The 25,806-nt window shown below is 44.5% G+C and carries 24 protein-coding genes and 1 pseudogene; 12 read left to right on the top strand and 13 right to left on the bottom strand.

Going from position 1 to position 25,806, the window contains the following annotated elements; all coding sequences use genetic code 11:
- Positions 1–96 precede the first annotated feature (96 nt).
- Positions 97–1,311 (bottom strand): ISAs1 family transposase, encoded by a 1,215-nt coding sequence (locus QUB51_RS05915; RefSeq protein WP_333058664.1) that lies wholly within the window; start codon positions 1,309–1,311, stop codon positions 97–99.
- Between the two features lie 136 nt (positions 1,312–1,447).
- On the opposite strand from QUB51_RS05915, the pseudogene QUB51_RS05910 reads away from it, so the two are divergent.
- Positions 1,448–2,249, top strand: a pseudogene (locus QUB51_RS05910) (transposase); the annotation flags it as partial.
- Positions 2,250–2,777: 528 nt separating this feature from the next.
- On the opposite strand, the gene QUB51_RS05905 reads toward QUB51_RS05910, so the two are convergent.
- The 6 genes from QUB51_RS05905 to QUB51_RS05880 form a co-directional block, all read right to left on the bottom strand.
- Entirely contained in the window at positions 2,778–3,515 is a 738-nt protein-coding gene (locus QUB51_RS05905; protein WP_333053479.1) for a response regulator transcription factor, read from the bottom strand.
- Between the two features lie 725 nt (positions 3,516–4,240).
- Positions 4,241–5,203, bottom strand: coding sequence for an FTR1 family protein (locus QUB51_RS05900; RefSeq protein ID WP_333053329.1), 963 nt, complete (start codon positions 5,201–5,203; stop codon positions 4,241–4,243).
- A gap of 110 nt (positions 5,204–5,313) precedes the next feature.
- Complete coding sequence (locus QUB51_RS05895; RefSeq protein ID WP_333034807.1) at positions 5,314–5,748, bottom strand: ferritin-like domain-containing protein; 435 nt, start codon at positions 5,746–5,748, stop codon at positions 5,314–5,316.
- A gap of 116 nt (positions 5,749–5,864) precedes the next feature.
- Positions 5,865–6,053: a hypothetical protein gene (locus tag QUB51_RS05890; RefSeq protein ID WP_333053330.1), complete on the bottom strand. Its 189-nt coding sequence runs from the start codon at positions 6,051–6,053 to the stop codon at positions 5,865–5,867.
- Positions 6,054–6,208: 155 nt separating this feature from the next.
- On the bottom strand, positions 6,209–6,334 hold the full coding sequence (locus QUB51_RS05885) for a hypothetical protein (RefSeq protein WP_333053331.1): 126 nt from the start codon (positions 6,332–6,334) through the stop codon (positions 6,209–6,211).
- An 875-nt stretch (positions 6,335–7,209) separates the two neighbouring features.
- Complete coding sequence (locus QUB51_RS05880; protein WP_333053332.1) at positions 7,210–7,341, bottom strand: hypothetical protein; 132 nt, start codon at positions 7,339–7,341, stop codon at positions 7,210–7,212.
- Positions 7,342–7,343: 2 nt separating this feature from the next.
- Between QUB51_RS05880 and QUB51_RS05875 the strand changes: the two genes are divergently transcribed.
- The 3 genes from QUB51_RS05875 (at position 7,344) to QUB51_RS05865 (ending at position 9,792) form a co-directional block, all read left to right on the top strand.
- Complete coding sequence (locus QUB51_RS05875) at positions 7,344–8,273, top strand: energy-coupling factor ABC transporter permease (protein WP_333053334.1); 930 nt, start codon at positions 7,344–7,346, stop codon at positions 8,271–8,273.
- Positions 8,266–8,922: an energy-coupling factor transporter transmembrane protein EcfT gene (locus QUB51_RS05870; RefSeq protein ID WP_333053335.1), complete on the top strand. Its 657-nt coding sequence runs from the start codon at positions 8,266–8,268 to the stop codon at positions 8,920–8,922. The genes QUB51_RS05875 and QUB51_RS05870 overlap by 8 nt, the downstream gene beginning before the upstream one ends.
- 135 nt (positions 8,923–9,057) lie before the next feature.
- Positions 9,058–9,792: an ABC transporter ATP-binding protein gene (locus tag QUB51_RS05865; protein WP_333053336.1), complete on the top strand. Its 735-nt coding sequence runs from the start codon at positions 9,058–9,060 to the stop codon at positions 9,790–9,792.
- 96 nt (positions 9,793–9,888) lie between these two features.
- Here the strand turns inward: QUB51_RS05865 and QUB51_RS05860 are convergent, their stop codons facing one another.
- Positions 9,889–10,893 (bottom strand): ion transporter, encoded by a 1,005-nt coding sequence (locus QUB51_RS05860; protein ID WP_333053337.1) that lies wholly within the window; start codon positions 10,891–10,893, stop codon positions 9,889–9,891.
- Positions 10,894–11,137: 244 nt separating this feature from the next.
- On the opposite strand from QUB51_RS05860, the gene QUB51_RS05855 reads away from it, so the two are divergent.
- Together QUB51_RS05855 and QUB51_RS05850 are read left to right on the top strand one after the other, a co-directional pair.
- Entirely contained in the window at positions 11,138–12,145 is a 1,008-nt protein-coding gene (locus tag QUB51_RS05855; RefSeq protein ID WP_333053338.1) for a 2-hydroxyacid dehydrogenase, read from the top strand.
- 196 nt (positions 12,146–12,341) lie between these two features.
- Positions 12,342–12,779 carry a CAAD domain-containing protein gene (locus tag QUB51_RS05850; RefSeq protein ID WP_333053339.1) on the top strand — a complete coding sequence of 146 codons (438 nt, stop codon included), beginning with the start codon at positions 12,342–12,344 and terminating at the stop codon, positions 12,777–12,779.
- A 143-nt stretch (positions 12,780–12,922) separates the two neighbouring features.
- Here QUB51_RS05850 and aroA read toward each other — a convergent pair whose 3' ends face one another.
- Positions 12,923–14,278 carry a 3-phosphoshikimate 1-carboxyvinyltransferase gene (gene aroA, locus QUB51_RS05845; protein ID WP_333053340.1) on the bottom strand — a complete coding sequence of 452 codons (1,356 nt, stop codon included), beginning with the start codon at positions 14,276–14,278 and terminating at the stop codon, positions 12,923–12,925.
- Positions 14,279–14,705: 427 nt separating this feature from the next.
- On the opposite strand from aroA, the gene QUB51_RS05840 reads away from it, so the two are divergent.
- Positions 14,706–15,209: a hypothetical protein gene (locus QUB51_RS05840; protein ID WP_333053341.1), complete on the top strand. Its 504-nt coding sequence runs from the start codon at positions 14,706–14,708 to the stop codon at positions 15,207–15,209.
- Positions 15,210–15,327: 118 nt separating this feature from the next.
- Here the strand turns inward: QUB51_RS05840 and QUB51_RS05835 are convergent, their stop codons facing one another.
- On the bottom strand, positions 15,328–15,807 hold the full coding sequence (locus tag QUB51_RS05835) for a hypothetical protein (RefSeq protein WP_333053342.1): 480 nt from the start codon (positions 15,805–15,807) through the stop codon (positions 15,328–15,330).
- Between the two features lie 273 nt (positions 15,808–16,080).
- Between QUB51_RS05835 and QUB51_RS05830 the strand changes: the two genes are divergently transcribed.
- Both QUB51_RS05830 and QUB51_RS05825 read left to right on the top strand, forming a co-directional pair.
- Entirely contained in the window at positions 16,081–16,758 is a 678-nt protein-coding gene (locus QUB51_RS05830) for a hypothetical protein (protein ID WP_333210393.1), read from the top strand.
- 35 nt (positions 16,759–16,793) lie between these two features.
- Positions 16,794–17,930, top strand: coding sequence for a DNA methyltransferase (locus tag QUB51_RS05825; protein ID WP_333053345.1), 1,137 nt, complete (start codon positions 16,794–16,796; stop codon positions 17,928–17,930).
- Positions 17,931–17,941: 11 nt separating this feature from the next.
- On the opposite strand, the gene QUB51_RS05820 is transcribed toward QUB51_RS05825, so the two are convergent.
- A complete protein-coding gene (locus tag QUB51_RS05820; RefSeq protein ID WP_333260199.1) occupies positions 17,942–18,508 on the bottom strand; it encodes a hypothetical protein in 567 nt (188 codons plus the stop codon).
- A gap of 116 nt (positions 18,509–18,624) precedes the next feature.
- On the opposite strand from QUB51_RS05820, the gene QUB51_RS05815 reads away from it, so the two are divergent.
- Both QUB51_RS05815 and QUB51_RS05810 read left to right on the top strand, forming a co-directional pair.
- On the top strand, positions 18,625–18,924 hold the full coding sequence (locus tag QUB51_RS05815; RefSeq protein WP_333053347.1) for a putative quinol monooxygenase: 300 nt from the start codon (positions 18,625–18,627) through the stop codon (positions 18,922–18,924).
- Between the two features lie 258 nt (positions 18,925–19,182).
- Positions 19,183–19,992, top strand: coding sequence for an MOSC domain-containing protein (locus tag QUB51_RS05810; RefSeq protein WP_333210389.1), 810 nt, complete (start codon positions 19,183–19,185; stop codon positions 19,990–19,992).
- A gap of 170 nt (positions 19,993–20,162) precedes the next feature.
- On the opposite strand, the gene QUB51_RS05805 is transcribed toward QUB51_RS05810, so the two are convergent.
- A complete protein-coding gene (locus tag QUB51_RS05805) occupies positions 20,163–21,032 on the bottom strand; it encodes a calcium-binding protein (protein WP_333210387.1) in 870 nt (289 codons plus the stop codon).
- Positions 21,033–21,106: 74 nt separating this feature from the next.
- On the bottom strand, positions 21,107–22,780 hold the full coding sequence (locus QUB51_RS05800; RefSeq protein ID WP_333053350.1) for a methyltransferase domain-containing protein: 1,674 nt from the start codon (positions 22,778–22,780) through the stop codon (positions 21,107–21,109).
- Positions 22,781–23,151: 371 nt separating this feature from the next.
- On the opposite strand from QUB51_RS05800, the gene QUB51_RS05795 reads away from it, so the two are divergent.
- Positions 23,152–25,806 (top strand): glycosyltransferase (locus QUB51_RS05795; RefSeq protein ID WP_333298179.1); only part of this gene is annotated, 2,655 nt, incomplete at its 3' end.

Genomic DNA, 25,806 nt, shown 5'->3' with positions numbered 1-25,806 from the left:
AACCGAAACAATCATAGATGCTTTGCACACTCAAATTCAGTCACCCGTAAAAAAAAACCAAGAACTTATCGAAACCTCAGGGTAAGAGCATCTTAATCAGGCTTGACACAAGCACTTGAGAATCTGCATCATATAGTCATCATTCATCGCCGCTCGTTTCTTTTTTTGTCGCAAACTACGTCGGAGAGTCGTTTCTTGATTGATGGCATTAAGTGCCATTCGTCTTAGAAGAGCCAAGTTTTGAGGGCTGTTTAACGACAGAATGCGACATTGGTCTTCATTAAAAGTGACATCTAAAGTCCAATGAACTTGGTTTTCAATCCCCCAATGTTGACGAATTACACGACCATTAAGCTGAGCATCCACTGGTAAAGAACTTAGGTAAAACTGTACCTCTTGAGTCGTTTTGTTCCAAAGATGACGGACTCGTTCTACACAAACAATAGTCTGAATGTCAGTCCATTGTTCTTGTTTATAAAGTCCTCCTAATGCCGCCACTGGCACCGCCCAAACTTTTCTAATTTCGACGCGATGATGTCCCTTTTCTGTGCGGGAATCCTGACTCACTTCAATTCCCTCAAACTGTTGAGATTTCGCCATATCAAACCAGGTTTTAACTTGATTATAAAGAGTTGGATGATTACTTTTTAAGGTGACTACATAATCGGCTTTTTTCTGACGAATCAACCGAAGAATCTCGGTTTGTGTCCCCATCGCATCAATCGTAATAATGGCTCCGGTGATGTCAATTAATTCCAACAATGCCGGGAGCGCTGTGATTTCATTTGAATGGTCTTCAACTTTGACTTGTCCCAAAACTAACCGATGTTCACTCGCCCATGCCGTCACTAAATGTAAGTTTTTTACCCCTTTTTGTCGGTCATAAGACCCTCTCAGACTTTTGCCATCAATCGGGATCACTTCTTGAGCAACTGACCCGATTAATTGTTTCATCCACTGAGCTAATTTTTGCTCTAAAATTTTTGGCTCTAGCTTTTCAAAGACCCGACGGAATGTATCGTCACTTGGGATGCCATTGGGTAACTTTAAAAACTTTTGTAACCAGGTAAACTTACTGATTCCATAATTTTCCATGTCTTCCCACCCATCCGCTCCGGCTATCACAGCTAATAAGGCAATGACGAGAATATCTTTGAGTAAGTGGTGTTTGGTTCGCTCCACTCTTGGATCTGGTACGTCATCAAAATAATTTGAAAAGCCAGCTTGTAAATCTTCCATAGAGATGGGTTTTGGCTTGTTGAACTCTTGGGATTTTGCCGTTGGCTTGGAAGGAGCGAATCCTTTACTCATGCCCATAAACTTTTCCTTACCTTGATGACTTAGCTTTTGAGGCATTATAGAACCGTTAATGACGAGCGGGCTACCTGTGTATTTTGTTTGTTTTGTCAAGTACAATTTATACCAAATTAGATGAGCTTACCCTGATCGAAACCTAGCCAGAAAAGAATACTTGACAGTAGCAAAGAAACGAAGATCATCACTAAAAGAACGAAGAAAAGCGATTAAGAAACAACTTCAATATATTAAAAGAAATTTAGCTCATATCGAGGAAATGGGTGAGCTAACGTGGCTGAATAAATATTATTATAAAATGCTATTAGTAGTCACAGAAGTCTACCGTCAACAGTTATGGATGTATGAAAATAAAACACATAGTATTGAGGACAGTTGGGGTAAGTTTAACACAACCCCACATCCGCCCCATCGTCAGAGGGAAAGCCGGGAAATCCGTTGAGTTTGGGGCAAAGCTGTCAGCCAGTTGTCGTAACGGATACGTGTTTTTAGACCGAATTAGTTGGGATAATTTTAACGAGTCTGTAGACTTAAAGAAACAAGTAGAAGAATTTAAACGGTTCACGGGATTCTATCCTGAATCAATTCATGTAGATCGAATTTATCGAACCAGAGAAAATCGAGCGTGGTGCAAAGAAAGAGGGATTAGAATGAGTGGCCCCCCTCTAGGAAGGCCCCCGACAAATATCAGCAAGTCAACGAAAAAACAGGCTCAGTCAGACGAGAGAATTCGTAACTCAATTGAGGGAAAATTTGGAGAAGCCAAAAGAAGATTCAGCCTCGGTAGAGTGATGGCTAAACTTGGTAATACTTCTGAAACAAGCATCGCAATAACTTTTCTGGTGATGAATCTTTCTGCCCTGCTACGGCAGGCTTTTTGGCTTTTTTTCGGTCTATTTCACAACAAAAACCTTTTGTCATGTTTTTTGGCTTAAATCATTGGTAAAAGCTATGTTTCGCCATCACAAGATTGACACAACTTATATTGCCGATGCCAGCTCAAATTCACTCATCTTTCTAAATGCTGTTTTCTGACTTTTTCAGCAAGCCCTAAGTAGCTATCCAATCCTCTCGAAAAAGACAAGGTGGAAAAAGAAATCCGGTACTTTCCTATGGACAAGCTTCTCTAAAAGTACGGTTAGAGGCAGGGCTGTTTCAGGCTCCGTAGGGGCAAACCCTCGTGAAGAGTCCCGATATTTGAAACATCGATTTCATCGTCCGTGGGGGGGCGGGCACGGGGAGTAGGGGTCGCACAGCCCCTACTACAAAATCGCGATTTTCCTGAGAATGAAACCGCCCTGCGGTGAGAGGGGGATGCGGGATTATTTTTTTCCGAATCAAGAGAGTTAATGGCTACTTGTTGACATATTCATCTCAAACTCAAAACAACAAAGCCTGAGAGCAAATGCTCTCAGGCTTTTCTAGCGGGATTTTTAACTGCTTGTTGCATCTGGCGTGCTAGCTCAAGCAGAGGATTTGGTTTCTTCAGCTACTTGTTCGTTGTTGGGTAACTCCAGGCAATAACCAGCCCCGTATACGGTTTTGATGTACCGAGGATGGCGGGGATCGGGTTCCATCTTGGTTCTCAGGTGTCTGATGTGTACACGAATAGTTTCGATGTCGTCGTCGGGGTCGTAACCCCACACTTCTTTGAGAATTTCGCTGGGAGAGACTGTCTGACCGTGGCGCTGAAGCAAGCAGTGCAGCAACTCAAACTCTAGGTGGGTCAGTTTGACTGTCTGAGCGTACCAAACAGCTTCAAACCTTTCGGGGACAAGGGTCAGCGGGCCGTAATTCAGAATTTCGGAGTGTTTGGCAGCTTGGGGAATGCGGTCTGTGCGCCTTAGTAGAGCTCGCACTCGGGCTAGCATCTCTTCTAGTTCAAAGGGTTTTGTCAGGTAGTCGTCGGCGCCGGAGTTGAAGCCTTCTACTTTGTCTTGAGTTTGACTTAAGGCTGTCAACATCAAGACGGGAATGTCTGAGGTGCGCTCGTCACGCCGCAAACGCTGACATACGGTGAATCCGTCTACTCTAGGCAGCATGAGGTCTAGGATGATCAGGTCGGGGAGCAGTTGTATTGCTAGTGCCTGACCTTTGATGCCGTCTTCTGCCTGGGTGACTTCATAGCCAGCCATTTCTAGGTTGACGGCTACAAGTTCGGCGATCGCCGCGTCATCATCAATAACAAGTATCCGGGGCATCATTATTTATCTCACCGCTAACCGAATGGCAGATCCTACAGCCTTCTGGGGGTTCCAGGTAACTTTAACGAACAATTTTTTAATTTTAAGCTTCATTAAGGATTATAAGGTTGATTAAGAACTTTCGGAGCTCTGTAAATATTCTTGTACTTATTATAAGCGATAACAGCGCATATCAGAAAACTGTTTACTCCAAATCTGGCTGGGGGCAGATTTGGGGTGGGGAAGAACAGCCTTAACTTTTGCAGGGTGCGCCTAGGTCCTCACAGGCTCGCCCTAGCGGTAGTCCGCGTCTTGCATTACCCTGTTAACCGTTAACTGTAAATTTTTTAAGTTGGTTAATTTTGCTTATAAAATTTTTGTGTTTTTTGAGTGGGTATGGCTGGCTTTTTGGGGGGATTTACGGTATTATTAAATAATAATAATACAAGTAAGCTGTGGAGCATTTAAACCACTAACGATGTCAGTAGGGTGCGTCAGATATCGCTCGCTTCCACCGACAAGGGAAACGCGGAGGACGCTCCGCACCATACAATACTATTTTAAATACTCCACAGCTTATTTATAGAAATAATAAAAACTATTACCATTATTAAATAATGACATATAAAAGTCAAATAATCAATCCCGCAACCTGAAAAATTTTGGTCATTTTTTTGCCTGTTGGGCTAATTTTTTTCTCTGCTTGGAATCAGCAAAACAACCGATAACAAATGCTTGCATACCTACTGAGGGCGAGTTTCCGATCGAGCTGGCGGAGTATTTTGGTTGGGAACAGTCGGCTTAGAACTTAATTTTTGGAAATAAAGACTGCCGATGGTGGTTAAGAATATTGTGTAAGCCGCCGCTTGGACGAGATAAAGTCGCTCTCTGTATCCAAACAGTGCTTTGAGAATCACTCCTGGAAATTGTCGATCGGGCAAAATTTCTGCTGCATTCCACACCATCGGGCCTAAAATACAAGAGTGGACTGGTGCGAGGCGATCGTAATAAACACAAATCGCTGCATACTTGCTATTCATCTGCGACAAAATCCCAGCGGCTTGGTCAAAATGCTTGAGTGCAGATACTGCCAAACCTGCCACGATTAACAACAACAAAATCCCCATAAACTTGAAAAACAGGCGGATATCAATTTTGACACCCCACTTGAACAGTAGCGCGCCAATGATTGCCGCCCCAGTCAAACCGCCCAAAGCACCCAAAGCGGGACTCAAACCTTGTTGAAATTGAGCGCTGACAAATATAACTGTTTCAAAACCTTCGCGCAGTACCGCAATAAAAATTAAGCCAAATACGCCCCAGCCGGCATTGCTATTTTCTGTCAAAGCTGCTGTAACTGCTCCTTCAACTTCTGCTTTGAGAAAGCGAGCTTGCTGAGTCATCCAAATTAGCATCCAGCTTAGCATTGCGATCGCCACAATTCCCAATACGCCCTCTAATAGCTGTTTAATGACTGGTGCGTAAGGCTGCTCAGATGTTGATAGTGCTGCGAGCAATCCATTGAATATAACACCCACAATACCGCTAGAAGCAATGCCGACTGCGACACCTGCATAAACCCAAGAATTGAGGTTACTTTGCTCAGCTTTTTTAAGACAAGCTAGTACAATTCCGACTACTAAGGCGGCTTCTACGCCTTCGCGCAGGGTAACTATAAAAGTTGGTATGGCTTCACTAAAATTCATTTTTTATAATTAGGGGGCATGGTCATGGGGCATGGGTCATTGGTCATTGGTCATTGGAAATAACCAATAACCAATAACCCATAACCAATCACAATTAACTAATGATTAAATCAACTATAATCCCGGAGCATTTTTTTCAGTTCTACTTGGTGTAATTCTTCTTGCCCAATTAGATTTCGGGCATATTCTTCCAAATAAACGCTGGAGTTGGTCACGACTTCAAGTAAAGACTTATACTTTTTGAGGGCTTTTTTCTCGTGATTTAAACTTTCTTCTAACAAGTCTTTCACCGAGTGTTTGTAGGTTTCTTCGATGGGAGCAATTTTCTGACTGGGGTGTCCCTCTAAACCGGTGAGAATTTCTCCTGCTTGTTGGGCGTGGAGTAGAGATTCCGTTGCTTGTGCTTTAAAAAACTGCACGATGGGAATCCGGTTTGGCCCTGTCACCATTAGTGAATAGTGGGTATAGCGCACGACACCTGCAAGTTCCCATTCCATGATGGTGCATAGCAGTTCCTGGGTTTTTTTCTCGTCAAGTTCTTTCATTTGTTGTTTTAGAGGTAGAATGCCTTAGAGGGCGCTGTTTATAATAGCACATTTAAGTTAAAAAGGAAAAGTAAGGTGCTGATGGCGCAGCTTACCGGAGAGATGTTGTATGTGAGCTAGGGGTTAACTTCTAAGGTTCCTGTAGGTTCAAACACTACAGTAAATTTAGCGACTGGTGCTGCACTGTTACTGCTGCTAGTTTCGGAAGATTTGAGGAGATTTGGCAAAGGAGTTTCTTTGGTGTAATCCTTGGCTGGTTGATTGAGTGGCTGGAAATTGCCGTAGCTTGCGGGGCGGAACGCCATCGCCCCATCTTGACTTGTACTGACTCGATAGACTAGATTTTGATTGAACGTAGGGCTAATTTGCCAACTTCGATCGATGCGATCGTACAGTTTCAGAGTTAACTCATCTAGTTTTACGCCGTAATTTCTGCTGTCTGATTTGTTCCATCTACCGCCTAAACTTTCTGCTGGGCTGCTGATACAGGTACAGCTTGGAGAGTATTATCTGTAGCCCTACTTGCCATAGCCGTTTCAGTAGACATATTAGTGAAAGGTACAACCTCTGGAGACTTGTCAGACAAATTTTTGGGGTTGTCAACAGCTAAACTGGAATTATTTGCAGCCGGAAGCGGACTGTTACTCGCAATAGCTCGTTAGGCCACCCCTTAGCAACAGCATTAGCGGGATTTTGCCCCTCCATTGTCAAAGACTTGACATGAAAACCGCGAAACATTTATTTTTGGCTAACGCGCGGGAGCATCTGAATGAAAGCAGCCCAGCTAAAAATTGGAGTTTTGAGGCTCTCTTGCTGGGGGGCAGGAGGCAGGAGGCAGGAGGCAGGAGGCAGGAGGGAAGAGGAAGAAGAAGTGTTTTTACAAATATGAGATGTTCCCTAACGCGCCACATTGCGATGGGAAAAGTCAATCGATTTTAGATTTGAGATGTGAGATTTTAGATTAAAGCATTAACCCAGCCCAAAAACGGATACGCTGCCACGTACAGGAGTGGTGGAAAGATCAAAATTTTAGACCCTAGTTCAAGCTCCCAGATTTATCTGTGGGGTAAATCTAAAATCTAAAATCTAAAATCTAAAATCGACTGACTTGCGCGAGATAAATACGTTCGGCAAGTTTCATCGGATACAGGTTTTTTATTTCTGGACGGATGAATTCAGGACTTGTATCCTGGATGATTTCGGTCAAAAATTTAATGTAAGTTATTCTCAAGAGTGGGAATAAAACCAATTAGGGATTTTCAGTTTTTTCTTGATATTTTTTTTTAATTATTGCTTGAGCTTGATGGTAAATACATTTTGCAGGTTAATCTGTAAACAAACATTGATCCTTTTTATCAAAAAGCTTGAATGTGGGGGTCTTCGGTACAATATCCGAATAATTCTTCAGGATTATTTAATGTTGCATTTTCATCCTCAAAACTTTGGCTGTGAAGCCCGAATCTATGTCAAATAAGCGATCGCCCGCCGCAAATCCCCCGATCGCTCGATCGCATTAATGCCCCCAGAGGGGGTTTTAAATTTTAGTAAAAAATAGTTGACTAAAGAGTTGGAACTTCTCTCGTTAGGATACATCAATGCACATACCTGATGGTTTTCTTTCACCGCCAGTAGCCATTGCCACCGGCATAGCAAGCGCAGCAGCAATCGCAGTTGCCCTAAATCGAACCAGCGCCAGTCTTGGACTCCGACAAGCCCCAATTATGGGCTTAACTACAGCTTTCGTGTTTGCAGCCCAGATGATCAACTTTCCGGTAGCTGGTGGCACTAGCGGCCACTTGTTGGGAGGGGCGCTCGCTTCCGTCGTTTTGGGGAGCCCTTGGGCGGCAACTTTAGCGATGAGCACAGTTTTTATAATTCAAAGCGTCTTGTTTGCCGACGGGGGCATCACCGCCTTGGGAGCTAATATTTTTAACATGGGGCTAGTTGGCATTTGGGTGGGCTGGTGGCTGTTGCAGCCATTGCAGCAACTTTTGGGAGGTTCTAGAAATCGTTTGCCCCTAGCTGCGGGTATTGCCGCTGGCCTCAGCGTCGTGGCTGCTTCGATTAGTGTGGCGATCCAATTGGCAATTTCTGGTACTGTAGGGCTCAATATCGCATTGCCAGCAATGGTAGGGGTACATATTTTAATTGGGATTGGCGAAGGGGTAATTACAGGCGGCGTGTTAACTTATCTCGTCAAAGTGCGGCCGGATTTACTGCCGGGAGAACAGCCACAATTGCAGAAATGGATAGTGCCAGTAATCGGAGTTTTATTAATTTCCGGGGTGCTTTCACTATTTGCTTCAAGTTGGCCTGACGGGTTAGAAGCGGTAGCCGAAAAATACGGCTTTAAAGATAAAGAAGCTGTGGCGATCGAAAATCCCACTCCTTTAGCAGATTACACAGTTAAAGGATTAGAAGAACAGCCTATTGGTACTAGCATTGCTGGACTTTTAGGGTCTGCCTTCAGCTTCGGCGCGGCTTTTGGGATTGCTCAGTTGGTGGTAAAACCTAAAGATGTCTAAACTCTCCATACCTTTTCGATTGCGAGTGTCTCTCACAATTGTGATTGGCATGGGTTTTCTGAAGACAGGCGCTTGGCTGTGGCTGGGAATTTATGGGGCGATCGCACTTTTTTGGTCGTTTTGGCTCAGGGCTCCGGTGCGAACCCTAGCGCAACTGTTGGGAGCAGAATTGATTTTTCTGTCCTTATTAGTGCTGCCCCAAGGTTGGGAACGCGCCAGTTTTTTGTTGCTGCGTTCCCTAATTTGCCTGCTAATTATGAACAGTTTTCTGCTAACTTTGCCACCCCACAGTTTCGGAATCGCCCTCAAAGGATTACCCCTACCAGCAGGTTTGCAAGAAATTGTACTTTTAACAGGACAATACTTAGAAATCCTGCTGTCCGAAGTCAACCGCATGAAAATATCAGCCCAACTCCGGGGCTTGTCGGGTACCGGAGGATGGCTGCGCTACGCCAGTGCTTCCATGATCGGAGCGCTTTATTTGCGAAGTCTCGATCGGGCAGAAAGAGTACACGCAGCAATGCTAATTCGCGGGTATCAAGGAGCTGTACCTGCCGAATCAAAATCAACACCAAAAGAGCGACTCTGGCTGACAGTAGCAATTGTAATGGCAGCCGGATTAACAATAGCTTCTTATGGTAAGTGGTAATTTAGAAGGGGCAATTGGTAATTGGTAATTGATTAATTCATTCCTCTACCTTTTGCCTTCTCCCTTCCCCTCTCTGCGCCCTCTGTGCTCTCTGCGGTTACATACTCTTAATCCTAAAATCGAGGCAAATAAAACTTGAGTAGACTAAAATCTGTGCCAACAATCGAAGTAGAAAACTTAGTATTTGGCTATCCCGATCAAAAGCCAATATTGCGGGGAATTTCTTTTAGTTTGCAACCAGGAGAAAGAGTGGCTCTACTCGGCCTGACAGGTGCTGGTAAAAGCACTTTACTCGAAAACTTGATCGGATTAAAAATCCCTCAAGCGGGCGAGATTAGAGTGCAGGGAAAAAAGTTGGAAGAGGCGACGTTATCGCAGGCGCGCAGGCAGATTGGATTTTGCTTTCAAGATGCTAACGACCAGCTATTTATGCCGACTATTTTAGAGGATGTCATGTTCGGGCCTCGCAATTACGGAGTGCCGCCGGGAGTGGCGCGCGATCGAGCTTTAGCCCTATTAGACGAATTTGGTTTAGTAGAATTTGCCAACCGTTCGGCCCACGAACTTTCGGGAGGTCAAAGAAGATTAGCAGCCTTGGCAGCAATTTTAGCATTAGAGCCGGCAATTTTAATCTTAGATGAGCCGACGAACGGACTCGATCCCTCGTGGCGGCGTCATTTGGCGTCTGTTTTGTCCCAATTGCCGATCGAGGTAATTTTGATTGCTTCTCACAATTTGAATTGGATCGGTAAAACGACTCAAAGGGCGTTAGTTTTGGCGGATGGTGAGATAAAAATTGACAGAAAAACCCAAGATTTGCTGGCAGACAAATCAACTCTCGAATATTACAATTTGCCACCAGATTGGTAATTAACTATTGGTCATGAGTCATTACATAAAGCAGTGATAACCAACCACAAGCGATGGCAACGATTGGGTGGAATTACAGGCAATATATATCTGTAATTACAGGTCGAATTTGCGGACGGCTTCATTGTACAAATGAATAGCTAAATCGCGTATAATTTGTTCATTTTGAAAATCACTTCCTAACTTCTGTTTGGCAATTTGAACACATTTTCTCATCAAGTCTGACGAACTTTCGATGTGAAGTGCGATCGCCCTTTGCTTTTCTTCAAAGCCGACCTCGATTTCCGCCAGCCTTTTGACCGATTGACAATTCGCCGATTGCTCTAAATTTGCCGCCATTTTTTCCTGCTTTCTCCTTTGGACTTCCTCGGAAAAACCCGCAGCGATGAGCCCCGCAGGTAACGCAAAAATTCCAATTCCCAAAAATGCTAATATTGCTCCTAACAATTTTCCTAAAGGAGTGATTGGATAAATATCACCGTAACCGACAGTAGTTAATGTCACAACTCCCCACCACATTGCATCGGGGATGCTCGCAAAAGTTTCGGGATGCGCCTCGTTTTCAACAAAATACATGACGCTAGAGGCAAATATTAAGAGAATAAAAACTGCAAATGCAGTGGCAATTAACTCTTCTTTTTTAGCGTACAATACTGCTCCCAGAGTTCTGAGCGATTCTGAATAGCGACTCATTTTTAGCAAGCGCAACAGGCGCAAAACACGAATTAAGTTAACGAAGTTAAAACTAGGAAATAACAGCAAGAAGTAAAAAGGTAAGATTGAAATTAAATCAATCAAGCTTAGCGGTGTAAGAGCATATCTCAATCTTCCCCAAAGCGGGTGGCTGTATTTGCGATCGACTGTAGAAACCCATAGCCTCAAAATATATTCTATTGTAAATACTAAGGAGGAAACAATTTCGATGTTTGCCAAAAGCGATGTGTGTTCTGGCGACAAGGTGGGGGAAGTAGAAGCAATAAAAGCTGCGACGTTAATCAGAATCAAACAAGTTATGAAAACATCATCTGCTAAACTGTATAAATTGCTTGACTCTGAGGTTTCTAAGATTTCATAAATTATAGTTTTGATTTTTTTAGGCATTGGAGTTTGTCCTAAGAATTTAGCAATTAACGCTCGCGCTTCACTACAGTATAAGCAATGAAATTCCCAAAATTAAGCAGGAGTTGCCCTCAAGCTAAAAAATTGTGTTCTTCAGAGAGGCTCTTGTTACGAAATTCAATATTTTTCATGGAAAGTGGGTTGTTTGGGGCAACGGTATTCTAGTAAAATTTAGAGTTGATCTGGAAAAAATTTCCAACTATTACTGGGTTTGCAGGCAAAAATCATGAAGGTAGCCGTATTCAGCACCAAATCCTACGATCGCACATTTCTGGAAGCAGCGAATGTCGGCGGCAAACACGATTTAGTTTTTTTTGAACCGCGTCTGAACCTGGAAACCAGCGTTTTGGCTGCTGGATTTCCGGCCGTTTGCGCGTTCGTGAACGACTCCTTGGACGCGAAAACGCTGCTTAGCATTGCCGAAAAAGGCGTCCGCTTGCTGGCCCTGAGATCCGCCGGATTTAATCACGTCGATTTAGCAGCAGCGAAGGATTTAAATCTAACTCTGCTGCGAGTTCCGGCTTATTCTCCCTACGCAGTGGCCGAACACGCAGTCGCTCTGATTTTGTCCCTCAACCGCAAAATCCACCGGGCCTACAACCGCGTCCGCGAAGGCAATTTCGCCCTAGACGGCTTGTTGGGTTTTGACCTTCATGGCAAAACGGTGGGAATCGTCGGAACAGGCAGAATTGGCGCAATTACTGCCCAAATTTTGCACGGATTCGGGTGTCGCCTGTTGGGATACGATGTTTACCAAAACCCAGATTGCCTCGCCCTAGGCATGGAATACGTCGCACTCCCGGAACTGTTCGCCACCTCTGATATTGTCAGCCTGCACTGTCCGCTGATACCGGAAACTTACCATTTAATCGGTGCAGAGGCGATCGAGCAAATGAAACCAGGGATGATGCTGATCAATACCAGCCGCGGTCAGTTGATTGACACTAAAGCTGTCACCAAAGCACTGAAGTCTGGTATAATTGGCTACCTAGGCTTAGATGTTTACGAACAAGAGACGGATCTGTTTTTTGAGGATTTGTCAAATCACGTTATTCAAGACGACGTTTTTCAGCGCTTGCTGACTTTCCCCAACGTCCTGATTACCGGACACCAAGCTTTTTTCACCGAGGAAGCTTTGAAAAATATCGCCGAAACCACGATCGGCAATATCACCGACTTTGAACAAGGACGCCCTTGCCCGAATCAAATCGACCTCTCTCAAGTGAAAAAATGAGTCAAAAGACCGATTTGGCAGCGAAGGCAATTGTTTAAAATCAAGTCATATCATTATTTTTGCTTGCAATTTGTGAAACTCTGCCTTAGTCTCATCAATTAGTCCCTGCAGCGCGGATGCTGTGCTAATTGCCGGAGAATTCTACTGGCAGCAATTCACAGCCTGCAATTTTACCTGACAACGGAGTAAGTATCCAATGACACAAGCTAACTTTTCGGACGAGACACAAACAATCACTGAAGTGGTGACAGTAGATCTGGTGGAGGACAAACCGGGGGTCATGACTACAGTGACAACCACAGAAACAACGGCCGGCCAGTTCCAAGATATTAAAGACCAAGTTATTACAATTTTGTCGGAACTTCCAGCCTATCTCTCTAATTTTTTTGCTGACTACCAAAAGCCCCTCATCACAGTTGGTTTAATCCTGGCAGGCGGTATTAGTATTAAGGTAATGCTGGGAGTTTTAGGTGCTCTTAATGATGTCCCTTTGGTAGCTCCAATTTTTGAGTTGATTGGCATGGGATATACGGGTTGGTTTGTTTACCGCTATCTGCTCAAGGCTTCTAATCGCCAAGAGTTGTTAACGGAAATTGATTCTTTAAAAGAACAAGTTGTAGGTAAAGATTCTTAAAGGGGTGTTGAAGGAAGAGGGAAGAAGGAAGTTCGGCAACGGATGTAACGGATGTCAGGAAGAAGGAAGAAAGAGGATTTTTCCCACTCTCCTCTTTCCTAATCTCCCACTCCTCCCTCTCCCCCTCTCCCACTCTCCCAATCTCAATTTGGATGGCAAACTTGTTGCAAAGTGGCGGTAAAGTCGGGGTAGGAAATGGCAGCAGCTTCTGCCCGGTGAATGTTAGTAATACCTGTGGCGTTGAGGGCTGCGATCGCCAAACTCATGGCGATTCTGTGGTCGGTGTAGCTGTCAACATCCGCGCCCGTCAAAGGAGTTCCCCCGGTAATTTCTAAACCGTCAGGTAACTCGGAAATTTGGGCTCCCATGCGGTTGAGTTCGGCAGCAGTCACCGCCAGCCGATCGCTCTCTTTGACTCGCAACTCGGCCGCATCTCGAATTATTGTAGTACCGGAGGCAAAGATCGCCGCTACTGCCAAAATCGGGATTTCGTCAATCAGTCGGGGAATTAAGTCGCCTGCAATGGTGCATCCCCGCAATTGGCCGGAACTACGAACCAAAATATCCGCTACAGGTTCCCCAGCCGCCTCTCGCTGATTTTGCAGTTCAATATCGGCGCCCATCATCTCCAAAGCTTCCAAAATGCCTGTACGAGTTGGGTTGACGCCGACATTTTCGACTACGAGCTCGGAACCTGGGACGATCGCCCCAGCAACTAGCCAAAAAGCCGCCGAACTAATATCCCCCGGTACAATCACATTCTGCCCTTGCAGTTGTGTCGGCCCAGTGACTGTCACGCTACAAGTTTCTGGATCGACGCTCAATTGGGCTCCAAACGCTCGCAGCATCCGTTCGCTGTGATCCCGCGACAGAGCGGGTTCTGTGACTGTAGTTTCTCCCTCCGCCATCAAACCGGCGAGCAAAATGCAAGATTTAACTTGAGCCGAGGCGATCGGAGAATGGTAGTGAATCGGTTTTAACTGCTGTCCCAGTATCCCTAAAGGAGCTAAAGAATTACTTTTTCGCCCCCAAATTTGCGCTCCCATTTGTTGTAGCGGTTTAATGACGCGCGACATGGGGCGCGATCGCAGAGAACTGTCACCCGTTACCGCATAAAAACGCCCCGGATGAGAGGCTAAAATTCCCAACATCAGCCGCATCGTCGTGCCGGAATTACCCGCATCCAAGACTTCCACAGGCTCCTCTAACTCGCCAATTCCGACGCCCGTGACTGTCACCCGTTCCGCATTGAGTTCCGAAACTTTGGCTCCCAGGAGCGAGAAACATTTAGCCGTGCTGCGGGGGTCTTCTCCTAGGAGTAGTCCCTCAATTGTCGTTTCACCTTGGGCGATCGCACCCAACATCAAAGCTCGGTGAGAAATCGACTTATCGCCCGGAACTCGAATCCTCCCCACCAGCGACAAGCCCGATGCCGGTTTTTGAATGCTTAAAGTTTGGCTTTTGTCAAGAAGCGTAGTAGTTATAATGTCAGCTTGCATTGAGATAAACTAGGATTGGATGGCGTTAGCTATCCTACCTTTTTCTCAGTCCTAAGTCAGTCGTCTTTTGTACGGGCTGAGGGTTTTTTCCCAATGTGTCCGGTTAACTTAAAGGCTGATTAAACTCGCCCGGAGACTCCGCTGTCAGTTGTCGGCGACACGGGAGTGCGGACGCAACGGCACGGATTTCACATTAATTTCACAAATATTATCCGTGTATCTGCTTAGATTTCATCTCCAGCTCTGAGTTATCGACCAGATGATTGAATTGTGACTAAACAATTTTAGATTTTCGATTGCGAGTTGTAGATTTTTCATTTTGTTAAGCAAAAGCTCCGGAATTTGGAACCCAGCCAATCTAAAATCTAAAGTCTAAAATCTCAAATCTCAAACTGCCCGATCCACCACAACTCCTAAACTTTTATTTATGCTGACCCATCACCGCAAGCCTGTAAGTTTATCGCTCGTCTCCACAGATTTACCTTTGTGGTCAGTCGTTGAAACCGCTGCTACGCTTTATCAAAAAGACCGCGAGCGCTTTCACTTGTTGTTGCACGAACCAGCAATAATCGATCGCGAATTTTCCGACGGTTCCAACGAATCTGCCGAGCCAGTTACAATCTTACCCCCAACTACAAAACCCCGGTTGCTCTGGCTAGAAGTTTCGCCCTATCGAGTCATTATGACGATGCAAGGAAACGGCAAATACAGTTACCGCCACTGCTGGGAACGAGGAATGTACGGCCTGAGCCGTTATTGGCTTCAGGGCGAATCGCTGGCGACTCCCGAACAGTTGCGACTCCGCAACTTCACTCGCAACTTGACCCTGACAGGAAAGCCGGAACCGGATCACTTGCAGTTAGAATACGAGTTGTGGTCGGAGAAAGTGCAACTCGGTCGCTATATTTTGAATCTAGAAATTCATCACTAAATTGGGTAATTGCAAAGGGGTAGATAGTAGGTGAAGGCGACGCATTCCTCAAATTCCTTCACCCCCCGTGGGTTGTTGGGGTTCGCGTGGCAATCTCAAAATACAAAACTCTTAGCCTTTAGCGATCGCCCTTACAATAATTAATCAGTTTGCTAGTCAAAGCGTCTTGATTTGCGGCTGCTTGATTCGCCTGTTGGCCGGCTCTAATAATATCTGCTTGAGCTGTTTGGATTTGCTCTCGACCTTCTATACTTGTAGAAGCGAGATTTCCAGCCTGAAGGCTTTTGCTTATGTCGCCGAGTGCTTGACTAATTTCCTGGAAGGATTTAACCGATGGCTCCTGAATTTCTTTGAGGGTTGGATCTGTTATTCGCAGAGCTTGAAGTTCATTCGCTATTAGGTTCAAATTTTTAGCTAAATTGTCGGTCGTTGCAGCATCGTTGCTGTCTTTATCAACATCAATGAGAGCGTTGCCTTTGTTGACAATTTCAGTAAATTTAGTACACTGGACAGTTCGACTCTCGCTGCAACTAATCGTCAGCGTACAGCAAGCAACAACTATCAGCAGGATGGCAATCTGTTTGCGAAAAAAGTACATGAACCCTCGGTTGCAAAAAAAGTAGATTCTGGGATTTTGTCGTAGAGTGCGTCACTCGATTTTCGATTTTCGATTTTCGATTTACTTGCGACATTGAATCAAAGGAGCTGGAACTTTGGTCTAAAATTAGGGATTGTCCACAAGGCGAGTGTACGCGGCACAGTATCCGTTTTTGGGTGTGTCAGCGGGCCGATCGATATATCGACTGTCGAACAACTTTCGCGGCATTCAAACACGCTCTACTAAGCTAAACTACGTACCTGTTTAGGAACTATGGTCAAAAACAGCAATAACCTAAAGAAGGGAAGCATTTGGGGATATCTTACCCTGCTTTTGCCTATTTCCTTGACGGCGGTTGCCAGTTTCGAGTCGGGAAGGATGTTTTGGGCGATCGCCACCACAGCGGGCGTTGCTTGGGCTTACAAGCTCTATCAGCAGCAGCAAAAAAATAAACTCGCTCATTTAGACTCGGTTTTCTATAAGTTGATCAAGGAAAATCAAGGGCGAGTTACGGCTTTGGATTTGGCGATGAATGCAAAACTGCCCGGAGAAAAGGTTCAAGAGTATCTCGACGAACGAGCCTCTGAGTTTGCCGCAGATTTTGAAGTGACGGAACAAGGCGGAATTTTGTATTATTTTCAAATAGCTCCAACTGTCAATCAAAGCGAAACAGCTAATGCGGCAATAGCTGTTCAAGAGCCTCCCACAAATCGGGAAAAAACACAAGAGAAAAAACCAAATTTATTCCCCATTGCTCAAACCAAGACTCCTCAAAAGCCCAAAATCTCTTTTACCCAGACGGAACTATCCCGCAGGTTCAAAGTTCACGCAAGTACGATCGGCAAGTGGAAACTTAAGCCGGAGTTTGCTCAGTGGAGCCGCGAAAAAGACCCGGAGAATATCGCCTGGGAATATTCTACAGAAAACAAGCGATTTTATCCCAAAGATTGACGTATTGACTAATTGACTGATTTGGGTTATCTTCAGTGAAAGTTGAAGTTTTTTTGAAATTAAAGGCAAAGCAAATGCAGCAGCACCAGAACCGAGAACAGCTCCCGCTAGATCGGATATTTCTGGGAAATTGTCTGGAACTTCTGAGCAGCTTGCCAGATGAATGCGTTGATTTAGTAGTATCCTCTCCTCCCTACAATTTGGGCAAGGAATACGAAACCAAGCAAGCTCTCAATATTTATTTAGAAGAACAGAGAATTGTGCTCCAAGAGTGCAGCCGAATTCTCAAAAAATCAGGTTCGCTGTTCTGGCAAGTCGGTGCTTTCTCCGATCGGGGTACGCTAATTCCGCTCGATATTCGCTTCTTTCCAATTCTAGAATCCTGCGGGTTAATTCCTCGGAATCGAATTATCTGGGGGAGACAGCACGGTTTGCACGGCAGAAAGAAATTCTCATGCCGCCACGAGACAATTCTTTGGTTTACTAAATCCGATGAATATATATTTAACTTAGACGATATTAGAGTACCGCAAAAGTATCAAAATAAAAAACATTACCGGGGATCTCGCAAAGGCGAACTTTCATGCAATCCTGACGGGAAAAACCCAGGCGACATTTGGATGTTCCGCAACGTCAAACACAACCACGAAGAACAAACTATACATCCCTGTCAATTTCCCGAAGACTTAATAGCTAGAATTGTCTTGACTACAACGGTGAAAGGTAATGTTGTTATCGATCCTTATATGGGTTCGGGTACGGCGGCCGTTGTAGCTAAAAACTGCGATCGGCATTTTATCGGTGCAGAATTGGATCTAAAATATTATCAAGTTGCGCTGCGTCGTTTAAGCGGGGAACCGGACGAGCGCGGCTATTTCCCCAACTTAAAAACTCTGCGGGACTATGTAGAAAAAACCGGACAGCCAATAGAAGGATTTCGGTTTGACGTACAAGTAGGTAAAAAACCAACTGAACGCAGCAAAGCAAAAATATATCCCGAAGAGTATCACTTAGAAGAAATGGAGAAACGCTTGCTCTATGAGGAAGCTGCTTTTGCTGCGGATATTCGGGGAAAAGCTCCACCAGTAGACCTCAAGCTAAATGGCAACGGTAAGAAAACGCTGAATTCTACTAAAATTGGAGAGCAATTAGAACTTGAGCTGTGGAGCTAGTATATCGTTTTTCACATAATCCGAATAGAACTGGGACTGCGGCGCGAGCGCCCGGAAATTATTTGACATTCACACTCTTGCTGAGTTACTATTGTCCTTGATCTTGGAGCGCTGTAATCAGTCAATATTGCAGGTACAGTTGTATTCATTTGCTTGAATAAACCAACTATTCTGAGCGGCATCTTAAATAGATAGGCAGATAATACTGTTAACTGGTTCACAGTTGGCTCGTAGTAAAGGGTGCTATTAGCAGCAGGAATAATTTGTGATTTTGTAACTATAATAACAACCCTAATGGGCTGTCCTGTGAGAGGCGTATTAGTGTTGAAAAACACTTGCGATCGCACGGTATTGTTTAATAGAAATGAATAGTGAGACAACTGAACTTCTACAATCGCACCATTCGAGCCCAAGTCAACCTCTTTTCCCAAAACTCGATACATTTTGGGAATCTTGATTCCGGCTTGCCATCCAAGTTTGACCAACTCTGTTTTGATGTATTCATTTGTTGCTACAGGATCGAAAACTGCATTGCCCAGAAATCCAGCTTGACCTGAAGCTTTTATGTGCAGTGGCATAGCAGCAAGTACGCTGCTGATTTGGTTCCATTCCGCGCTACAGTAGTTACTGATGACAGTGTTTGCTTCATTGAAATCCGTAAATTCAATTAAAATAGCATAGCCTCCTTTTTCCTATGTCCAAAACAACCTTGCGAGTAGTCGCCCGCCTCGCAGCCTTTCCCGACAAAGTAGCAGAACTTAAATCTCTGCTGCTGAGCATTATAGAACCAACTCGTAAAGAAAAAGGGTGCATCAAATACGAACTCCTGCAAAATCAAGCCGATCCCACAGATTTTACCTATGTTGAAGAGTGGGAAAGTGCTGATTTGCTCGAACTACATCTCGGTTCAACTCACATTCAAGACGCCGTACAGAAATTAGACGGTTTGGCCGTTGGGCCTCCAGATATCCGCCGCTATGAATTGCTAGCTTAATCGGGTTTTTATAGCAATTTGATTAATGTGTGTGAAATAGCTTCTATTCCCCCAAAGTTTGCGGCGAACCCTACCTACATATATAGGTTCTGCGTAAGTCCAATTCTACTCACATCTTGCCCTATTCTCGCTGAACAGGCTTTTCGGCCTGTTCCACAAAGAGTAGATTTTCTCGCTGAACAGGCCGAAAAGCCTGTTCAAAAAAGGATTATTGACAATGGTGCAAAATCTTAGATTCTACTAACTTCGGAAAAATTTATGACATTAGCAACAATAAAACAGTTATTTATTTATCCAATTAAAGGGCTGACACCGCAAGAAATGTCGGAGTTTGCTTTAACAGCAGGACACGGAATTAAGGGCGATCGAGCTTTTGCCTTAATGTTTGCAGATAATCTGGAAGCTGCAAAAAAGCCCGCAGATAATGTGCCTTGGATGAGCAAAAAAAATTTTGCGGTTCAAAACGATTGGCCTCTGTTAGCAGCTTTAGAATGTGATTATCAACCGGAAACTGCCGTTTTAACAGTCAAGCGTCAAGGAGTTGCAGTGTTATCCGCAGAAACAAACACAGCAGCGGGGCGCGATCGCATCGGCAGTTTTTTCACAGAATATTTGGCAGCAATTGAACCCACAAAAGAAGCGAGACACCCGCAGTTTGCACCTTTGCAATTAGTCGGCGACACCAGCGGCGAAACTCGTTATCCCGATCGAGAACCCGTACACATTTCTTTACTCAGTCAAGCCACATTAGACCAATTAACAGAAATTGCTGTTCAAAACATTGACGTGGGCCGATTTCGCCCGAACATTGTGCTAGAAGGTATGGCAGCTTGGTCAGAATTTGAGTTGATCGGAAAACAGTTTCAATTAGGAACAGCGCGTATAGAAGTTACAGCACGAATCGGCCGCTGTGTCAATATAGAAGTGAATCCAGAAACGGGCGATCGGGATATTTCCCTACTCAGTTTACTCCAAAAGGAATTCGGTCACGCACAAACTGGAGTTTTAGCCAAAATTATCAACAGCGGCACAGTTAAAATCGGCGATGTTTTGACTGCTGTAAAATAGTAGGACTTACGGGCGGGCTCTTCGGCCCAACCCCTACTCCCCACAAGAAAACTCATTATTTGTGGAACAGGCATCTTGCCTGTTCATGAGAATATCTTGGCTGTTCCTGAGAATGGTGCAAGATGTGAGATGCACCTCTCAAGGATTGCAGCTTACCTGAATATCTTAACTCATCCTGCTTGCGGCACCCTCACCTTATTACCAATCAAATTCAGAAAACTCGCTCCAAAATGTTGAATCTCCAAAAAATTAGCATAGGAAGGAGTTGACTTGTAAACTCTAAAAGTCCGCATAATTCCTAAAGTCGCCGCACTTTCCAGGGGGCCGATAAAGCTAGTATCTCTATCCAAAAAATGAGACTGCTTAGCCCAGTGTGCCATCTGTTCTGCATTCAAAAAGTAGCAGCCGGAATGAGGATTCAACGCTCGCTCAAAAGCGACTGTTTGTTCCATGATTTTTCCCTTTAACTGCCGCTGCTCCTCCACATTTTGAAACTTAGCAGTAGCTGTTGCTGCTAAATCACCATCAATATATGCTTTAAAAACCGCGCCTTGAGGCGCTATTTCATAGCGATTAGGTTGCAGCAAATTCCCATTTCCTCCGTGATGCGTAAACCACTTTAATTTACTAAAAAACCACGGGTCATGCAGAACTAAATCATCTTCCAAATAACAGAAATAATCGTATTTGTTAAGACAGGCTCGCAAAACTGCTTGACACTCAAACCCCAACAGCAGCGGTTCGCATTTGGTAGCGTGGTGCATAAAACATCTGGGCTGCACTGGCAGTTGAGGCAACAGATGATAACCTTGAGTAGTGCAAACAACAATGTCAATTTCGTGCTGTTGAGATTGATTTGCTGGGATAGTTGCACATTCGCTAATGTCAATCATGGACTGAGATTTGCCGTACAAAGCTTGCAGCGATGTCACGCAAGCTGTTAAAGCGTTTAGTCGTGGTTGCGGATCATTTCGCTGGGAAGCGTGTTTTCCGTCGCCGCTGGGATTGTAAAAGTGAGCAATAGTGAATAGAATTCGCATTGGTGTGGAGTAACAATTAGAAATTAAACAATAAAACAGAACGATCGCACAATAGCCTATAAATCTTACCGCACTTAGTCACCAAATAACTCCGGCAGGCGATCGCGCAACTCAGCATTTAAACGCGGCAACTCGTCCCGCATCTGTAAGTACCAATCTCGGCGCTGTCGGTAGTGCCCGCACAGCAAGCGGTTGTCGCGCACCCATTCGTAAGCATTCGCGGCTATTTTCCTGCGCCGAGAAGTGTCAGATATCAGCGAATTTAGTTTGGTTTCAAACTCTTTTTCATATCTATAAATCAATCCCGTTTCACCTTCGACAATAGAATGTTCGTACACAGTGGGACTTGCCAGCACCGCTACTCCCCGCGCTGCACATTCAATAAATTTTAAGTCAGATTTCGTTTCATTAACCGGGTTGGAAACAAGCGGTAGCAAAGCTATATCGCAACTGTACATAATTTCTTGATACCGTTCGTAACTGCAAAAGGGTTCAAATTCTTTTTGCTGTATTTCCAAGGATTCAAAAAATCGGCGGTCATGGATTACTTTAACTCGAATCCGGTGCTTGTGTGCGACTAAAACTCGATTGAGCGCTGCCATAATCGGCTGCCAATCTTTTTCGCGGTTGAGCGCACCAAAAAAAATTGTGACTGTATCTTCTGCCGGATAAATTCGCGGCGGAGGTAGATAGGCTAATTGATTGGGAAATACGGCAACATTGGGATTGTATTGGCGCAAAATTTTTGCTAGCGGTTCTGTCGAAGTTTGAACGCAGTGACAGCCGCGATAGCTGAGGTAATTATTGTCGGCGTATTCGCGGCGACGGATGGGATTGTCGTCAATTTCAGCTACTATTAAATAGCCTTGTTGCAGGAGTTCTTTGATTTGGGGAATGTACGCGGGATATTGCATGATTGTCCGCTGCCAGATGAAGACTTTTTCTTCTTCCGGCAGCGGCGGAATTAACTCGGCTTTTTTCACGCCGGATACGGCGCGGACACCGGGAATTGTAGCGCTAAATTTGTCCGGTTCCAAAACTCGCACACGATCGCACCCTGTAGGAGCCATAATGATAGTCTGAATCAGCAGTCTGCGCGCAGGTACGGCCGATTTGGTCGATCGCACGATATAATGTTCAGCACCGGTTTCCGTAGCAAAACTGCTCGATGTTAGCTCTAAAGCCTGTACCATTGGATGCAGCAATTGCTGAAACTGGACAAAATTTTCGGTTTTGTGTCCCTTCCCTTGAAATTCATAAACCTGCAATCCGGCTTGAGCAAATAGTGATTTAATACTTTCTAGGGTAAACCAGTGCTGCATCTTGTTGTCGGGATTCTCCCACTGTCCCCGCAACAGATTGACAATTCGCCGCCAGTATTGAACATTAGGGATTCTAGCGAGAATTTGCCCCTCTGGATTCAGCAAAGAATTGTACTGCTTGAGAATATCCCAAGGATTTTTAAAGTAGGGTAGCAAGTCGCCAAAAACCAAACAATCTACGGTTCCTGGGGCGATGTCAAGACTTTCGAGGGCAATTTCTTCAATATCGGCTACCGTCACCCAGTTTAGCCGATCGACCGCTATTTTAGCTTTTTCTCGATCGCATTCAATGCCAATATACTGACAATGGGGATTGATCAGCTTGTACTGTTCGCCCGTCGAGCCCATACCGCAGCCAATTTCAACAATGACTTTAGCATCCGGCGGTAGCAGCTTCAATAAGTCGTGGTTGACGCGATCGATCACTTTCTCTAAAATTCCTGATTAGTTGATCGTAAAATAAAACAGAGCCACCCATGCCGACAGACAACCAGCCGAAGGTTAGCATTGCGATGCCAGTATACAATGGCGATCGGCACATTTGTCAAGCACCCTATTTTCTGTTGCCAACCCTTTCTATTCCCTCTCTTCTCTTCCTCTGCGTTCTCTGCGCCCTCTGCGGTTCATTTAATCTTATTCACCCATCATACAAGCATTCCTATATCTTAGCAAAAATTGAGCAAAATTATAATTCATTCTCAACCCCTACCCTCATTCAGCGCGATAGAAAAACTCAATTAATTCGGCTTTTTCCCAAAAAAAATTAACCCAACAATTTGCTAAATACATTAGAAACTATGAACCCTAATCTAGGAATGAACATCGCCGGCTACATCAGCGGCGAATTTGGCATAGGAGAAGGTGTCCGAGCCAACATCAGAGCCGCAGAAGCAGCCAACATTCCCTTCATTATCAACAATTTTACCCGCAGTCCCCACCGCAAACAAGACACCACCTATCAAAACTTTAGCCAAGACAATCCCCATCCCGTAAACTTAATTCAAGTCAACGCCGATGAAGTTGCAACCTTTATCAAAGATAGAGGTTCCAGCTATTTTGAAAACAAATACAATATCGGATTTTGGGCCTGGGAACTTCCCGAATTTCCCCCAGAATGGCAGCCAGCATTTAATAACTTTCACGAAATATGGACTTACAGCAACTATTGCGCCGAGGCAATTTCCGCAGTCTCGCCAATTCCCGTCATCAAAATCATGCCCAGTATTGCTCTCCCCGCACCTTCCCTGAACAGAGAAGCACTGAATTTACCTAAAGATAAATTTATTTTCTTGTTTGTATTCGACTTTTCCAGCCGCATCGAGCGCAAAAATAGTTTAGCGACAATTCAAGCATTTAAGCAAGCTTTTGGCGAAGATAACAGCGTATTATTGGTCATCAAATCTTCTAATTCAACCCAACATTTAGAACAGCAAAAGTTATTAAAGTCTGCTATCGCCAATTGTTCAAATATCAAACATCTAGACGGGTATTTGTCCAAAAATAAACTAAACGGTTTGCTGTACAATTGCGACTGTTATGTATCCCTGCACCGCTGCGAAGGATTTGGCTTAACAATGGCTGAAGCCATGTTTTACGGCAAACCCGTAATTGCCACCGGCTATTCATCAAATACAGAATTTATGAATGTCGGCAACAGCTATTTAGTCAAGTATAAGTTAATCCCAATTGAGCAAGATTGCGGGCCTTACAAAAAAGGCAATGTTTGGGCCCAAGCGGATGTCGAACACGCTGCGGATTTAATGCGGTACGTCTTCAACAATTACCGGGAAGCTCAACAAATTGGAGCGATAGCCGCTGAGGAAATTAAGACTTTACTCAACCCCCAAGTTACAGGGAATAAAATTAGAAAACGTCTCGAATATATTGCCGAGATTACCGATAACTTTCAAAGCATACCTCTGTTAGGAACAGCCAAAGCGAAGTCTGCCAAAATTAGGGCTAACTTGCCGCCATCACAGCAACAAAGTCAAGCAAAAGGAGAACTGCCAAACGAGCAGCCGAAGGTTAGCATTTGCATTCCGACATACAACGGAGAAGCATTTATTGGGGAAGCAATTCAAAGTGCTTTGGCCCAAACCTACGCTAACATAGAACTGATTATATCCGACGACGGCTCCACAGACCGCACAATTGCGATCGCCCAATCATTCCAATCACAAACCTCAGTCGATTTCCGCATCATACTGCACCGCAACTACGGTTTATCACAAAACTGGAATTTTTGCATCTCTCAAGCAACAGGTCAATATATTAAATTTTTATTTCAAGACGACTTGCTCGCACCAGAATGTATTGAGAAAATGGTCGCACTCGCCCAACAAAACTCAGAAATAGGTATGGTTTTCTCCCCGCGCGGCATCACCATCGCTGACAATGAATCTAACCCGATTTTGCGCGGAGCTTCCCAATCAATTAAAGATTTGCACAAAAGCTGGTCGAATTTAAAATCTATTCAGCCAGGAAAAGAATTACTCGCAGATACTAAATGCTTGAACAACCCGATAAACAAAATTGGCGAACCGAGTACCGTCTTAATTGCCGCGCGAGTCTTTGAAGAAATAGGATTATTTGATTCGGGATTATCTCAGTATGTAGACTTAGATATGTGGTGGCGAATCATGGGCAACTATCATATCGGATTTGTAGACGAAAAACTGTCCTCACTGCGGATTCATCCCGAACAACAAACTTGGAAAAACTTCGCCGCTGGGGAAAATCATAAGGATGTAGTAAGATTTTATAAAAAACTACTAAATAGTCCTGATTACAGTTTCCTGGATCAACAAATCAAACAGACAATCCGCCATAAGTTGGCATTGAGAACCCAGCCGAGTTTATCAGAATTATCACCACTGCTCGATCAATACAATAAATTCCCCTCAAAACAGCCTCTTCTCGCGCTGCGCCCCTACCGCCAACAGCTAGCTGAGTATTGGCTGAATTTGCCAGCGGAAAAATTAGAAATTGCTTACTCGAAAGACATGGGGAAGGCTCATAAATTGCTACTAGATAGCGCCCTAAAAAATGAAACTTTAACTGAGTCAGAACAACGTTTTGTCCAGCAGTTATCCTCGAAACTTGCTGAAGGAGGGGAAATTGCCGAGAAGATGCAATATCTCCTCGCAGCGATGCTGTACCGCGACGCTTATCAGTTGCCGATTGAGTATAAAAATGCAGCGATTCCCCAGTGGTTTTTTGACGATTTTCTGAAATTCCTATTTCAGTCACCGAATTATTTTCAAAGGAGAGGTGGAATTGTCAAGAACGGGCAAGATGCCCGTTCCACACAAGATGAATTTTCTGGTGGAACAGGCATCTTGCCTGTTGGTTCCACAACAGATGAATTTTCTGGTGGAACAGGCATCTTGCCTGTTGGTTCCACAACAGATGAATTTTCTGGTGGAACAGGCATCTTGCCTGTTGGTTCCACA

The sequence above is a fragment of the Microcoleus sp. AT8-A3 genome (assembly GCF_036705675.1).
GTDB lineage: Bacteria > Cyanobacteriota > Cyanobacteriia > Cyanobacteriales > Microcoleaceae > Microcoleus.
Note: the sequence above shows the minus strand (reverse complement) of the source record. Positions and strands in the feature narration are given on the sequence as shown.

What these genes read in the sequence shown, in the direction of transcription:
- QUB51_RS05895 (WP_333034807.1), bottom strand. Translation starts at nt 5,748, where the DNA reads ATGAAAGAACTTGACGAGAAAAAAACCCAGGAACTGCTATGCACCATC.
- QUB51_RS05915 (WP_333058664.1), bottom strand. Translation starts at nt 1,311, where the DNA reads ATGAGTAAAGGATTCGCTCCTTCCAAGCCAACGGCAAAATCCCAAGAG.
- QUB51_RS05880 (WP_333053332.1), bottom strand. Translation starts at nt 7,341, where the DNA reads ATGTATCCTAACGAGAGAAGTTCCAACTCTTTAGTCAACTATTTTTTA.
- QUB51_RS05855 (WP_333053338.1), top strand. Translation starts at nt 11,138, where the DNA reads ATGAAGGTAGCCGTATTCAGCACCAAATCCTACGATCGCACATTTCTG.
- QUB51_RS05835 (WP_333053342.1), bottom strand. Translation starts at nt 15,807, where the DNA reads ATGTACTTTTTTCGCAAACAGATTGCCATCCTGCTGATAGTTGTTGCT.
- QUB51_RS05905 (WP_333053479.1), bottom strand. Translation starts at nt 3,515, where the DNA reads ATGCCCCGGATACTTGTTATTGATGATGACGCGGCGATCGCCGAACTT.
- QUB51_RS05890 (WP_333053330.1), bottom strand. Translation starts at nt 6,053, where the DNA reads ATGGCGTTCCGCCCCGCAAGCTACGGCAATTTCCAGCCACTCAATCAA.
- QUB51_RS05875 (WP_333053334.1), top strand. Translation starts at nt 7,344, where the DNA reads ATGCACATACCTGATGGTTTTCTTTCACCGCCAGTAGCCATTGCCACC.
- QUB51_RS05850 (WP_333053339.1), top strand. Translation starts at nt 12,342, where the DNA reads ATGACACAAGCTAACTTTTCGGACGAGACACAAACAATCACTGAAGTG.
- QUB51_RS05805 (WP_333210387.1), bottom strand. Translation starts at nt 21,032, where the DNA reads ATGCGAATTCTATTCACTATTGCTCACTTTTACAATCCCAGCGGCGAC.
- QUB51_RS05810 (WP_333210389.1), top strand. Translation starts at nt 19,183, where the DNA reads ATGACATTAGCAACAATAAAACAGTTATTTATTTATCCAATTAAAGGG.
- QUB51_RS05840 (WP_333053341.1), top strand. Translation starts at nt 14,706, where the DNA reads ATGCTGACCCATCACCGCAAGCCTGTAAGTTTATCGCTCGTCTCCACA.
- aroA (WP_333053340.1), bottom strand. Translation starts at nt 14,278, where the DNA reads ATGCAAGCTGACATTATAACTACTACGCTTCTTGACAAAAGCCAAACT.
- QUB51_RS05900 (WP_333053329.1), bottom strand. Translation starts at nt 5,203, where the DNA reads ATGAATTTTAGTGAAGCCATACCAACTTTTATAGTTACCCTGCGCGAA.
- QUB51_RS05870 (WP_333053335.1), top strand. Translation starts at nt 8,266, where the DNA reads ATGTCTAAACTCTCCATACCTTTTCGATTGCGAGTGTCTCTCACAATT.
- QUB51_RS05820 (WP_333260199.1), bottom strand. Translation starts at nt 18,508, where the DNA reads ATGCCACTGCACATAAAAGCTTCAGGTCAAGCTGGATTTCTGGGCAAT.
- QUB51_RS05860 (WP_333053337.1), bottom strand. Translation starts at nt 10,893, where the DNA reads ATGCCTAAAAAAATCAAAACTATAATTTATGAAATCTTAGAAACCTCA.
- QUB51_RS05815 (WP_333053347.1), top strand. Translation starts at nt 18,625, where the DNA reads ATGTCCAAAACAACCTTGCGAGTAGTCGCCCGCCTCGCAGCCTTTCCC.
- QUB51_RS05830 (WP_333210393.1), top strand. Translation starts at nt 16,081, where the DNA reads ATGGTCAAAAACAGCAATAACCTAAAGAAGGGAAGCATTTGGGGATAT.